This window comes from Malonomonas rubra DSM 5091 (assembly GCF_900142125.1).
Classification (GTDB): domain Bacteria; phylum Desulfobacterota; class Desulfuromonadia; order Desulfuromonadales; family Geopsychrobacteraceae; genus Malonomonas; species Malonomonas rubra.
Window position 1 is genome coordinate 38,876 of the sequence record NZ_FQZT01000006.1, and the last position, 13,539, is coordinate 52,414.

General features: G+C 57.2%; 8 protein-coding genes. All 8 read left to right on the forward strand.

Going from position 1 to position 13,539, the window contains the following annotated elements:
- The first annotated feature begins 86 nt into the window (after nt 1–86).
- Nucleotides 87–1,916 carry a glutamine--fructose-6-phosphate transaminase (isomerizing) gene (gene glmS, locus BUB13_RS09600; RefSeq protein ID WP_072908338.1) on the forward strand — a complete coding sequence of 610 codons (1,830 nt, stop codon included), beginning with the start codon at nt 87–89 and terminating at the stop codon, nt 1,914–1,916.
- Between the two features lie 123 nt (nt 1,917–2,039).
- Nucleotides 2,040–3,416 (forward strand): sodium:solute symporter family protein, encoded by a 1,377-nt coding sequence (locus BUB13_RS09605; RefSeq protein ID WP_072908340.1) that lies wholly within the window; start codon nt 2,040–2,042, stop codon nt 3,414–3,416.
- A 201-nt stretch (nt 3,417–3,617) separates the two neighbouring features.
- A complete protein-coding gene (locus BUB13_RS09610) occupies nt 3,618–5,444 on the forward strand; it encodes a chloride channel protein (protein WP_167366812.1) in 1,827 nt (608 codons plus the stop codon).
- A complete protein-coding gene (locus BUB13_RS09615; protein ID WP_072908342.1) occupies nt 5,444–7,687 on the forward strand; it encodes an ATP-dependent helicase in 2,244 nt (747 codons plus the stop codon). Before BUB13_RS09610 ends, BUB13_RS09615 begins: the two co-directional genes overlap by 1 nt.
- Before the next feature lie 16 nt (nt 7,688–7,703).
- Entirely contained in the window at nt 7,704–10,727 is a 3,024-nt protein-coding gene (locus tag BUB13_RS09620; RefSeq protein ID WP_072908344.1) for a response regulator, read from the forward strand.
- A gap of 27 nt (nt 10,728–10,754) precedes the next feature.
- Nucleotides 10,755–11,621, forward strand: coding sequence for an Mrp/NBP35 family ATP-binding protein (locus BUB13_RS09625; RefSeq protein WP_072908346.1), 867 nt, complete (start codon nt 10,755–10,757; stop codon nt 11,619–11,621).
- A 144-nt stretch (nt 11,622–11,765) separates the two neighbouring features.
- Nucleotides 11,766–12,053, forward strand: coding sequence for an Asp-tRNA(Asn)/Glu-tRNA(Gln) amidotransferase subunit GatC (gene gatC / locus BUB13_RS09630; protein ID WP_072908348.1), 288 nt, complete (start codon nt 11,766–11,768; stop codon nt 12,051–12,053).
- Nucleotides 12,054–12,080: 27 nt separating this feature from the next.
- Nucleotides 12,081–13,538 carry an Asp-tRNA(Asn)/Glu-tRNA(Gln) amidotransferase subunit GatA gene (gene gatA / locus BUB13_RS09635; RefSeq protein ID WP_072908350.1) on the forward strand — a complete coding sequence of 486 codons (1,458 nt, stop codon included), beginning with the start codon at nt 12,081–12,083 and terminating at the stop codon, nt 13,536–13,538.
- Nucleotide 13,539: the final 1 nt, after the last annotated feature.

The following is a 13,539-nucleotide window of genomic DNA, read 5'->3' on the forward strand; positions in this document are numbered from 1 at the left end:
ATCCATGGGGCTTGACTGTCGCCATCCCGGCGACCGACATCCTTTCCATGGGGAACGAACTCATCGGGAGTAAAGAGGAGTTTTTTATGTGTGGAATCGTCGGCTATATCGGCCAACAGCAAGCGTCACCTATTATCATTGATGGCCTGCGTCGTCTCGAATATCGCGGCTACGATTCGGCCGGTATCTGTACCTTGGAGAACGGTGAGCTGCAGATTTATCGCGCCGAGGGCAAGCTGATCAACCTGGAAAATATCCTGCGGGAAACCCCGGCGACCGGCAGCCGCGGGATCGGCCACACCCGTTGGGCGACCCACGGCAAGCCGTCGGAAATCAACGCTCATCCGCACAAAGCGGGCGATTTCGTCGTGGTGCACAACGGCATCATCGAAAATTACCTGAAACTTAAAGAGATGTTGCAGGCGGCCGGGCATAACTTCAGCTCGGAGACCGACACCGAGATCATCGCCCACCTGGTGGAAGAAAACTACAAGGGCAGTGGCGATTTCGAAACGGCCGTGCGCAAAACCCTCAACGAAGTTCAAGGGGCTTACGCTGTTGCCATCATCTGCCGGCAGGAACCGGACAAGCTGATTGCCGCCAAGCTCGGTTCGCCGCTGGTCGTCGGTCAGGGGCAGGGCGAGTACTTCGTCGCCTCGGATATCCCGGCGATGCTCTCCCACACCCGCGAAATGATCTTTCTCGAAGATGGTGAGATGGTGGTCTTCACCGAGCAGGAGATGCGTTTCACCGATCTGGCCGGTGACGAGCTGCAGAAACAGAGTAAAACCATCACCTGGAGCCCGCTGATGGCGGAGAAGGGTGGCTACAAGCACTTCATGCTGAAAGAAATTTATGAGCAGCCGCGAGCCGTTGCCGATACCATCGCCGGCCGCCTGCAGGCGGAAGAGGGGGATATCTACCTGGAGGATATCGGCCTCTCCGACGAACAGCTGCAACAGCTCGACAAGATCTTCATCATCGCCTGTGGTACCTCCTGGCATGCTGGACTGGTCGGCAAGTTCTACATCGAAAAACTGGCGCGTGTGCCGGTCGAGATCGATATCGCCAGTGAGTTCCGCTACCGCGACCCGATCGTCGGCGAGAACAGCCTGACGGTATTGATCAGCCAGAGCGGTGAGACCGCCGACACTCTGGCCGGACTGCGTGAGGCCAAGGGCAAAGGGGGCAAGACCCTCTGCGTCTGTAACGTGGTCGATTCCTCCATTGCCCGCGAGAGCGACGGTGTTATCTACACCCACGCCGGGCCGGAGATCGGCGTCGCTTCGACCAAGGCTTTCACCACCCAGCTGGTGGCCCTCTACCAGCTGGCGTTGAAGCTGGGGCGGGTGCGTGGTCTGCTGACCGCAGATCAGTGCCGCGAGCAGGTTGAAGCCTTGCTGACTCTGCCACGGAAACTGGAAGAAGCTCTTGAAATTGATGGCCATGTCGAAGAGATATCGCGCGAGTTTATGAACGCCCGCGATTTCCTCTACCTTGGTCGTGGCAACCAGTACCCGATTGCGCTGGAAGGGGCACTTAAGCTCAAAGAGATCTCCTATATTCACGCCGAAGGCTACCCGGCCGGGGAAATGAAGCATGGCCCGATCGCGCTGATCGACGAGCAGTTGCCGGTGGTGGTGTTGGTGCCGCGCAACGATACCTACGAGAAAGTGGTCTCCAACCTGGAAGAGGTCAAAGCACGCGGCGGCAAAGTGATCGCCGTCGTCAGCGGTGACGACAGTGAGCTGATCGACAAAGTTGATGCCATTATCCGTGTGCCCGAGATTAACGACGACCTGATGCCGCTGCTGACTTCGATTCCGATGCAACTGCTTGCTTATCATGTCGCCGTGTTCAAAGGCACCGACGTTGACCAGCCAAGGAACCTGGCGAAATCGGTAACGGTCGAATAACCAGAGCCTGTTGGTTTACGAGTTTTTGATGACGAGAGGCAGCCTTTCCATGACAGCGGGGAGGGCTGCCTTTCTTGTGCAGAAATCTTCACGTTGGCCCGCGGGAGCTGAACTGGGAATGGAATGGGCAAAGATCCACTCTTTATAGCCGCTTTTTGTGCCACCCTGGCGGGAATCCTGTTTTTTGCCTGGGGCGGCAAAAGCAAGGCGCGCGACAATGCCGATTTTTCTCTCGGTGGACGCAGGGCGGGAAGCTGGAGTGTTGCCGGGGCAATAACCGGGACTCTGGTCGGAGGTGCTTCGACTGTCGGTACGGCCCAACTTGCTTTTCTCTACGGCCTCTCTGCCTGGTGGTTCACCTTGGGTGCCGGCCTGGCCTGCCTTTTTCTGGGTATTTTTCTCGCTGTTCCGCTACGCAACAGCAACGTTGAAACCATTCCGCAATTTATTTCCCGTTACTACGGTGAGCGGGCACGGGTAGCTGCCAGCCTGTTTTCCGCTCTCGGCATGTTTATTCAGATCGTCGCCCAGTTGCTTGCCTGCGGTGCGCTGCTGGCGGTGTTGTTCGATCTGTCGCTGCTCTGGAGCGCCTCGATTTCGGCGTTGCTGGTAATCTTTTTCACCCTCGGCGGTGGTATGAAGTCGGCCGGGAGTACCGGTCTGATAAAAATGTTTCTGATCTACCTGACCATGGTCGCTGCCGGGATTCTGGCACTGCAGCAGGCCGGCGGTTTAAGCCGTTTGGCCGAGCCCTTTCCCGACTTCCCCTGGTTCAGCCTGTTCGGATACGGTGTGCAGGAGGGTATTTCCGACTTGCTGTCGATGATTGTCGGTGTGGTTTCGACCCAGACTTACCTGCAGGCGATCTTCTCCGCAAGCGGACAAAAAACGGCTCGCAGCGGGGCTTTTGTCAGTGCTCTGATCATTCCGCCACTCGGCCTGCTGGGGGTTCTTGTCGGCCTCTATATGCGCCAAACCAGCCCCGACTTGAACAGCGCCCTGACGCTTCCGACTTTTATCTCGCAGAACTTTCCCACCCTGTTCGCCGGGATTGCTTTCGCCGCGCTTCTGATCGCCGCTGTCGGTACGGCGTCAGGACTGGCGCTCGGCGTTTCGACCACCTTGAAGGTCGATGTGTTGCAACGCTGGTTTTCCCGCTGGAGCGAAAGCCTGGCTTTTTTCCGCACCCTGACGACGGTGGTGGTTGCCGGTGCTTTTGTGCTTTTGCTGTTCAACCTCGGTTCGGCGATCATGGACTGGAGCTTTTTGTCGATGGGGCTGCGCGGTGCGACCATCTGTTTCCCACTGCTGTTCGCCGTCTTTTTCCGCCAGGGCATTTCGAGGCGTGCCGGGGTGTTGTCGATTTTCCTTGCTCCTGCAACCGTGGTGGTTGCCGGGGTGCTGCAGGTACAATTTATTTCGCCGCTATATCTTGGCCTCGGTACCTCTTTTCTGCTGCTTTTGGGGGGCTTCGTTCAGCAGCGTTTTTCCCGTCACTGACTCTGCTCTGGCAAATTAAGGCAAACAATTAAAATCGAAGGGAAATTCTCCTTGACCTGTCGATATCCGTGGCGTAAAAATCATGGTTTGCTTTGTCGAATACAGCGAAAAAGGCGAGGTTGTTCGAAATGTCTTTCCTCGGTTTTTCCTGTGGTGTTTTGTTGTGGTAAATTTTTGTACGCATAAAGATAGATTTTTATAATGCCAACCCCGAAGAATCAGCAGCACGAAGAACGTTCTCGCCCTCGTACAACCTCCTTCAGCCTATTGAACGGTTTCATCTCGCAGTTGCTGAATCGTTTTAAAATCAGTGACAACACCTTCCTGATTGTTCTTGCTGTCATCATCGGTTTGCTTGGTGGACTCGGTAACTACCTGTTCCGCAAGACGATCGAGCTGGTGCACTGGCTGGTGTTTGAGCAGGGGTTGGAGTTTTTTGATATCTCTCTCGCTTACTGGACTCCGCAGCGTTTTCTGGTGATGTTTTTCCCGGTTGCCGCTGCGCTGATGCTGATCCCGCTCTGGGCCTTCTTCGGTAAAGACCTTAAAGGGGGCTTTTCCGGGTTTCTCGTCAAGGTCAACCTGAAAGGGGCCAAGCTGCCTCTGCGGCCGATCTTTACCCGTGGCTTCGGTTCGGCGATCACCCTCGGGGCCGGCGGTAGCGCCGGGCAGGAGGGGCCGATTGCGGCCATCGGCGGCGCTATCGGCAGCCAGTTCGGTCAGCTGTTCAAAGTCAGCGGTGATCGCCTTAAAGTGCTGGTCGCCTGCGGGGCTGCTGCTGGCGTCGCGGCGACCTTCAACGCGCCGATCGCCGGGGTCTTTTTTGCTACCGAAATCGTTCTGCTTTCATCTTTCGAACTGGCCAGCTTCACCTCCATCGTTATCGCCAGTGGCATGGCGACCGTTGTGTCGCGGGCACTGCTTGGCAACCATTCCGAGCTGATCGCGCCGCCGTATTTTGTTGGTAATTTCTGGGAGATTGGACTCTACCTGCTGCTCGGTTTGATCATCGGTGGGCTTGCAGCCGGTTTCATCGACCTGCATATGCGCATTAAGGGCAAGATCGAGGGGATCAAGCTGCACAAGTTCGCCAAATTGCTGCTTGGCGGTCTGGCCGTCGGCATTATCGGTATGATGTTCCCGCAGGTCTTCGGCAATGGTTACGAGTTTATGAGCAGCGTCCTCTCCGGTCATCATGCCTGGTACCTGCTCGCCGGGCTGGTAGTGATTAAAATGCTCGCAACCTCGATCACTCTCGGCTCCGGTATGCCGGGCGGGTTGTTCGCGCCTTGCCTGTTCCTCGGTGCAGTGGCAGGGGGCGCATTCGGCAAGCTGGTTGCTTTTGCTCTGCCTGCGGCCGGTCTCTCCGCCGGGGCTTACGCACTGGTCGGTATGGGGGCCTTTCTTGCCGCAGCGACTCACGCGCCGATGACGGCGATTTTCCTGCTGTTTGAAATTACCGACAGCTACGAGGTTATCATTCCGATCATGCTGACCTGCGTTATCGGCACCAGCATAGCCCGTCATCTGAAAAACGACAGCCTGGAAACGGCAGAGTTGAGTAAGCTGGGGATCGACCTGGAAGCGGGGAAAGAGCGAAACATCATGAAGGCGCTGGCGGTCGGCGATGTGATGTCGCGCCGCGTTGAAACTGTGCCGGAGAGTATGACCCTGGGGAATTTCGCCAAATTTATCGAGCAGACCCACCATACCAATTTTCCACTGGTTGATGAGCTGGGGGAGTTGACCGGTATTATTTCGGTGCAGGATTTCATGGGGGTGGTGTTCGAAAAGGACTTGATGGACCTGGTCGTGATCAAAGAACTGGCGACCACAGAGGTGGTCACCGTACATCCCGAGGAGGATCTTGACACGGCGATGCGCAAGATCGGTTACCGTAACATCGAGCAGCTGCCGGTGGTCGACCGTGAAACCCATCGCAAGCTGTACGGCATCATTTCGCGGCGGGATATGATTACCGCTTACAACCGGGCGTTGATGGCGAGGAATCTGGGAGAGGACGAGTGATGCGCGATCTGCTGGCCGGACTGAATGAGCCGCAGAGGCAGGCGGTGCTGCACGGCGAAGGGCCCCTGTTGTTGCTGGCCGGGGCCGGGTCCGGCAAGACCCGGGCGCTGACCCACCGGGTCGCCCACCTGATCCGCGAACGGGGTGTGCCGCCCTGGCGAATCATGGCGGTGACTTTCACCAACAAGGCTGCCGCGGAAATGCGCGAGCGGCTGGAAGCGCTGCTCGATGATGGCGAATCTCCCTGGGTGGCGACTTTCCATTCCAGCTGCGTACGGATTCTGCGGCAGGAGATCCAACACCTCGGTTTCAGTCGTGACTTCACTATCTACGATGACCAGGATCAGTTGCGCCTGTTGCGCGATCTGCTGAAAGAAAAGGGCATCGCGGAAAAACAGCTGAAGCCGCGTGCTGCTGCCAGTTACATCGACAGTGCCAAGAATCGTGGACTGACACCCGATTTCCTGCTTGAAGCCCGGCCGGATGAACGGGAATTGGTTGAGCTTTACGCGCTTTATCAGCGCCGTATGCAGTCCGCCAATGCCGTCGATTTCGGTGACCTGCTGCTGTTGACCGTACGTTTGTTCGAAGAGTTTCCGGAGGTTCGCCGCCACTGGCAGGAACGTTTCGAGCACCTGTTGATCGACGAGTTTCAGGACACCAACCGGGTGCAGTACCGCTTGGTGCAGCTGCTGGTCGGCCCCGACGCCAACCTCTGCGTGGTCGGCGATGATGATCAATCGATCTACCGCTGGCGCGGTGCCGAGGTCGGCAATATTCTCAACTTCGATCATGATTTCCCCAATGCCGCGATTATCCGGCTGGAGCAGAATTACCGCAGCACCCAGTCGATTATCAACGCTGCCGGGGCGGTGGTCGGTCGCAACAAGGATCGCCGGGACAAGCAGCTCTGGACCGAAAACCCGGTTGGCGAACCGCTGCACATTGAAGCTTCACCCGACGATATGGAAGAAGCGCGCTTTGTCGCCGAAGAGATCGGTCGCCTGCAGTGCGACGGCACCAACCTGCGCGACATCGCCGTTTTTTACCGTACCAACGCCCAGTCGCGGGCACTGGAGGAATCACTGCGTGGCAGCCGCATCCCCTACGTTATGTTCGGCGGCGTCAAGTTTTACGCGCGAATGGAGATCAAGGATGTCCTCTCCTATTTGCGCCTGCTGGTCAACCCGGCCGATTCGCTGGCGGCAAAGCGGATCATCAACGTCCCCGCGCGCGGCATCGGCAACACCACGGTGCAGAAGATCGCAGCGTTTGAACAGGAGGCGGGAGGCTTTCTGGCGGCCTGCCGAATTGCCATCGGCAACGGCACCTTGAAAGGTGCTGCCGCCAAGCGGGTGGCCGCTTTTGTTGCGCTGATCGATGAGTTTAACGAAATGTTGGAACGCTTGCCTTATCCGCAGTTGATGGCCGAACTGATTGATCGCAGCGGTTACGGACCTGCACTGAAAGAGGAAGCGGAGCAGGCATTGACTGCCGACGGGCGACAGGAAGCGAAGGGTCGGCTGGAAAATCTCGAGCAGTTGCTGGCCGGGATGGAGGAACACGCTGCCGCCGATGGTTCGCTGCAGGATTACCTGGAGCAGGTGGCGCTGGTGACCGATCTCGATAATTACGATGCTTCGCAGCAACGGGTCACCCTGATGACCCTGCACTCGGCAAAGGGGCTCGAGTTCCCGGTGGTCTTCATGACCGGTATGGAGGAAGGTATTTTCCCCCATTCCCGTTCCGGCGATGCCGGGGAAGAGTTGGCCGAAGAGCGTCGTCTCTGCTACGTCGGCATGACCCGGGCAATGCAGAAGCTCTACCTGTCGCACGCGCGCCGACGGCGGGTTTACGGTACCTACCAGTTCAATCCGCCGAGTCGTTTTCTTGGCGAGATTCCGGTCCAGTTTCTCGATGACAACGTCGCCGAGTTCGCTGCGCCGAAGCAGGAGCCGACCCACAACCTGGCATCACTGTTCGACCTGGCGCAGCCGGAGTCGAAAAGGGAACCTGCTCCCGAACCGATCAACGAGCCCGAACCGCAACCGGCCGCACCGGAGGAGCCTGAAGTCCCGGCTGGCCAATTGCGCCTCGGCAGCAAGGTGCGTCACATCAAGTTTGGTGTTGGTACCGTGCGCCGCCTGGAGGGCAGTGGCGACAAGCAGAAAGTGACTGTCTACTTCAACTCGGTCGGCCATAAAAAGTTGTTGCTTAAATTTGCCGGTCTGATGCCGCTCTAGCGCGAAGAGGATTTGCATGGCTGACCAACAATTTACCCTGCTGCTGGTGGATGATAATCCGACCAACCTGGCCCTGCTGGAGAAGATCATCGAACTCGACCTGCCGCAGGTGCGGGTGCTGACAGCGAGCAACGGCCCTGACGGCCTGCAGCTGGCCGCGCAGGAGCGGATCGACGGCGCTTTTATCGACGTGCAGATGCCGGAAATGAGTGGACTGGAGATGTGCCGCAGGCTCAAGGCTGAGCCGCGTACTGCAGGAATGCCGCTGGTGCTGATTACTGCTCATGTCGCTTCGCCGGAGATGCGTGCCGAGGGGCTCGAAGTCGGCGCTTATGATTTTATCTCCCAGCCAATCAGCAATGTTGAAATGCTGGCACGGGTCAAGGTCATGCTGCGACTGTGCGAGGGGGAACGGCAATCACAGCAGAATGGCGGGGCACAGGCCACCGGTCTTGATTCGATCCGGCTGCGCTGGTTCCGTGGCCTGCTGTTGTCGGTTGGGGGCAGTTTGACTGACGAGGATCAGCGCCTGCTGCAAGCGCTGGCACAGGAACTGCCCGGGGATGGTGAGCTGAAGGAAGAGCAGCTACTCGATCTGCTGGAACGGACGTTTCCTCAAAACTGGCGCCGCACATTCTGTAAGCTGGCCTTGCTGAAAAAACTGCCGCTGCCTCTATTGAATAAGCTGAGCGAACTGGAAGATGTCGAGGCGGTGTTCGACTATCTTTACCGTCACAACTCGCTGCTGACCGGTTCTGCTGTTGAAGAGCAATTCAGCTTCACTGCAAGTGGACGCGAATTTCTTCGTAAATTGGCGTATCGAGAGCTGAGCGCCGATGAGCGGAAACAGGTTTACCTGCTGGCTTCTGACTGGTACCAGCTGCGTCAGGACCCGTTATCTGCTTTTGCCTGCCTGCTGCGCGGGGAACAGTCGCAGGCGTTGTCGCAGCTTCTCAGTCAGGTTGGTCTTGAGTTGACGGCCGACAAGTACCGTCCCGAGCTGCTTGCCTTGCTTGCGCAGCTGCCGGAAGAACAGGCGGTGTCCTGCGGTTGGCAATCCCTCTATGTCGGAATCGGTTGTTTCTACAGTCGGCCGCAAGAGGTCGATACTTGGTTAGAGCTGGCGCGGGCACGCTTTGTTGATGCCGGAGATCAACGTGGCGAGCTGATGGTGCTGACTCGGCAGGTCATGCAGTTTCTGGTGGTCGATGGTCAGGTCGAGTTGGGTCCGGAGCGGGTGCTGCGAATGCGCGAACTGGCACAGCAGCAGCTGGAACTGCTCGACCCGTTCAATCGTCTGAACGTGTTGATGTCAGTCGGCTTGGGCGAACTTTTCTACAGCGGTGACCTCAAACGTTGCGAACAATTGTTGGCAGCAGGATTGAGTGAGCTGATGCGGGAAGATTTTCCCGACCTGCAAGCCTACTTTTCGTTATTGAAGGCGGTGCTCGGTCTCTTTCAAGGTCGCTATCTCGTTGCTCGGGCAGCGATGGAACAGGCGCGCACCGCCATTATGTCTTTACAGAGGCACAGTTTTCCGGCGGCACTTTTCCGCATCGTCGCTTGTGAGCTGCTTTACGCCAGTGGTGATCTGGTGGCATTTGAACAGCGTCGCCATCAGGTGGAAAAAAGCTGGAGTGATGGCGCTTTTCGTCGCTCGGCACAGCTACCGTTGCTCTATTTTTACGTTGCACTCACTGAAATGAGCCAGGGAAATAATGCCGCAGCTGAAGAACTGATCGACGTGGCTTTGTTGGAAAACCCTGCCGCCCGCAAACCTCACTACCAAAGCTGGCTGCTGCAATTACGTGGTTTGCTGCATGCCAAAAGCGGCCGTATGGAAAGCGCTCGTGAGGACTGCGACAAGGCATTGCGGTTACGGGAGAAGGCCGCGATTGAGCTGCATCAGGTGCCGAACCTGTTGCTGGCCGGGATGACTGCGTTGGAGCTTGATGATACGGCTGCTGCGGTCGATTTTCTTCAGCGTGGTTTGCAGCTCTCGGAAAAACAGCAAGAGGGCCGCTATCGGAGCGGGTTGCATGCCTCGCTGGCTGTTGCTTATCTGCAGCAAAAGGATAAATCTGCAGCGAAGCAACAGCTGGGATTTTTGTTTGATCTGTTGCGGCGTCAACGGGTAGATTCTTTCTTTGCCTTGACACCTGAACTGGTGCAGCAACTTTTGCCGCTGGCGTTGACTGAGCCGGCATGGAGTGACCAGCTGCGATGCATGGCGCGCCTCTGGCTCGACAGTAACTTGTTAGATGATGGCCGGTTGGTTCCGCTGGCTCGCTTGCAGACATTTGGCGGTTACAATTTTTTCCTGCAGGGGAAAAATTGCGAATTGAGCAAAGCTGGACAGGCTTCGCGGCAGTTGCTGGCGTTGCTGGCGGTTTCACCCGATCGGGCTCTGAGCTCTGAACTGATCATGGGCACCCTCTGGCCTGAAAGCCCGACCAGTAAGGCGCGCAACAGTTTCGATTCCTCTCTGTCACGTTTGCGCAAAGCGCTGGAGACGGTTTTTGGCAAACAGATTCGGGAGGATTACCTGATTCTGGAAAAGGGTATGCTGTTGCTGCGCAATCTGCATATCGACGCTATTGAGTTTGCCGCTGAAATAGAAGAGTCACGCCGTCATATTCAGCGGCGTAATCTCTGGCAGGCCGAACTTGCCTACTGGCGGGCCGATCGTTTCTGGCAGGGCGAGTTTCTCGCCGGTTTTGAACTGGAAGCGGATCTGCCCTACCGGTCCGATCAGTACAGTCAGCTGCGGCTGGAACAACTGGACGGTCTGGCGCGCCTGCTGGAACAACGTGGCGATATAGACGAAGCAGTGCGGCTGCTGAAGATCGGCCTCGCTTTTGAACCGACTCACGACGGCATGGTGCAGAAGCTGCTCGATATTTATCAGCAGCGCAACGAAATTCGCGCCATCCATCAGTTACTGGACAACTATCGTCGCGCTTTGCAGGCGGAAGATTACAGCGCCGAAGAGATCGACGAATTAATCGCGACCTTGAACCCGGGACGGTTTGAGGGGTAACACTCAACAGGAGAGAAAGGTAAGACAATGAGTAGTTGTGATTCATGCAATGACAGTTCCTGTTCGGTCAAACAGCCGAACGCCGCCAACGACGAGCAGGCACAGATCCAGCGTAACCTGGCGATCCGCTTGTGTGGCATCAAGAACAAGTTGATCGTTATGTCGGGTAAGGGTGGTGTCGGCAAAAGCACCACTGCTGTCAACCTGGCATATGCACTGGTGGAAAAAGGTTTCAAAGTTGGTCTGCTCGATATCGATCTGCACGGGCCGAGCGTGCCGACTATGTGTGGTCTGAGCGGAGAGCACCCGCAGATGGACGAAGAGGGTATCCTGCCGATGGTCGTTTCCGGTCTGAAGCTGATGTCGATCGGCTTTCTGCTGCAGTCGACCAACCAGGCGACCATCATGCGTGGGCCGATGAAGCATGGCGCCATCATGCAGCTTCTGGCCGATGTCAACTGGGGTGAGCTTGATTACCTGCTGATCGACTGCCCTCCGGGTACCGGCGACGAGCCTTTGAGCGCTGTTCAGTTACTCGGGAAGAACGCTGCCGCCGTGGTCGTCACTACCCCGCAGGATGTGGCCCTGGTCGATGTCGAAAAATCGCTCAGCTTCTGCAACGAGCTTAAGCTGCCGGTCGTCGGTCTGATCGAAAATATGAGCGGTTTTATCTGCCCGCACTGCAACAAGGTTTCCGATATTTTCAAGAGTGGCGGTGGCGACAAGCTGGCCGAAAAGACTGGCGTTGCCATGCTGGCCAAAGTGCCGCTCGACCCGCGCGTGGTCGCTGCTGGCGATGATGGCAAGCCGCATATCCTTTCCTGCCCCGATTCCAAATGCAGTGAAGCTCTGCGTCAGGCCGCCGATGCCGTGGTGGCATTCGACGGCGTTTAAAATCAGAGCAATAAAAACAAGCGTTTCGCTTGTTGGATGCCGGGAATAAATGCTAAATTTAGGCTTTTGGGCCGACTCGCTTATGCGAGTCGGCCTGACCTGCAATAAAACGCGAAAATCCCCGGCTGCAATGGAGAAAAAACGATGAAGATCAGTCGTGAAGAAGTTGAGCACGTGGCCCGCCTGGCCCGCTTGGCCTTACAACCGGAAGAGCTGGAGGCGATGACCGGGCAGATGGATGCCATCCTCGGTTATGTCGACAAATTGAATGAGCTGGATACCGAAGGAATTGAGCCGACTGCGCATGCGGTGCCGATGGAGAACGCTTTCCGCGCCGACGAGGTGAAGCCGTCGATCGGCATTGAGCGGGCGCAGCAGAATGCGCCGGCCACTGACGGAAGTTGCTTCAAAGTCCCAAAAGTCATCGAGTAAATATCGCCAAGCGATTCTGGAGAAAACATGCAATTGAACGATCTGACAATTTCGCAACTGCGGGAAAAGTTGGCGTCCGGCGAAACCACTTCGGTTGAGCTGACCAAGGCATTTCTGGCGCGGATTGCTGCGACCAACGACAAGGTCAACTCTTTTATCACTGTCTGCGAAGCCGAAGCGCTGGCTGCTGCTGCTGAGGCCGATCAGCGGATCGCTGCCGGTAACGCTGCGCCGATGACCGGGATTCCGCTGGCGGTGAAGGATATCTTCAACACCCTCGATGTGCGCACCACTTGTGGCTCGAAGATTCTCGACAACTATGTTTCGCCCTATGATGCTACTGCCATCGCCAAGCTTCGCGAACAGGGCGCGGTGATCATCGGCAAGCTGAACATGGACGAGTTCGCCATGGGCTCCTCCAACGAGAACTCGGCGGCTGGGCCGGTGAAAAACCCTTGGGATCTGGAGCGGGTTCCGGGCGGATCCTCCGGCGGTTCTGCTGCTGCTATCGCGGCCGGGCAGGCGCTGGCAACGCTGGGCACTGATACCGGTGGTTCGATCCGTCAGCCGGCCTCCCATTGTGGCGTGGTCGGTCTCAAGCCGACTTACGGTCGGGTTTCCCGCTACGGGGTCATCGCTTACGCCTCCTCTCTGGATCAGGTTGGTCCGCTGGCACGTAACGTTGAGGACTGCGCCACTCTGCTCGGTGCTGTGGCCGGTTACGACCCGATGGATTCGACCTCGGTCGACACCCCGGTGCCCGATTACTTGGCAACACTGAAAGACGGTGTGAAGGGGAAGAAGATCGGTCTGCCGAAAGAGTATTTCATCGATGGTCTCGATGCTGATGTGAAAAAGGCGGTCGATGCGGCCATCGCAACCTACAAAGGACTCGGTGCCGAGATCGTCGAAGTCAGTTTGCCGCATACCGATTATGCCGTGGCCTGCTACTACCTGATCGCCACTGCCGAGGCCTCCAGCAATCTGGCTCGCTATGACGGTGTGCGCTACGGCGTGCGCAAAGATGAAGGCGAAGGGTTGATCGGTATGTACAGCCAGACTCGCGCCGCCGGTTTCGGCGATGAGGTCAAACGCCGGATTATGCTCGGCACCTATGCTCTCTCGTCCGGCTATTACGATGCCTACTACCTGAAAGCGCAGAAGGTTCGCACCCTGATTCGTCAGGATTTCCTTGATGCTTTCGAGAAGGTCGATCTGCTGCTCACTCCGGTGGCGCCGACTCCAGCCTTCAAGATAGGTGAAAAAACTGACGATCCACTGCAGATGTACCTGTCCGACATCTTCACTATCCCGCTCAATCTGGCGGGACTGTGTGGTATCAGCCTGCCTTGCGGCAACAGCAGCGAAGGCTTGCCGATCGGTCTGCAGTTGCTCGGCAAACCCTTCGCTGAGGCGGAGATCCTGCAGGCGGCCTGGGCGTTTGAAAATACAACCGATTTCGGCGGCAAGCTGGCGTCGCTGTAAT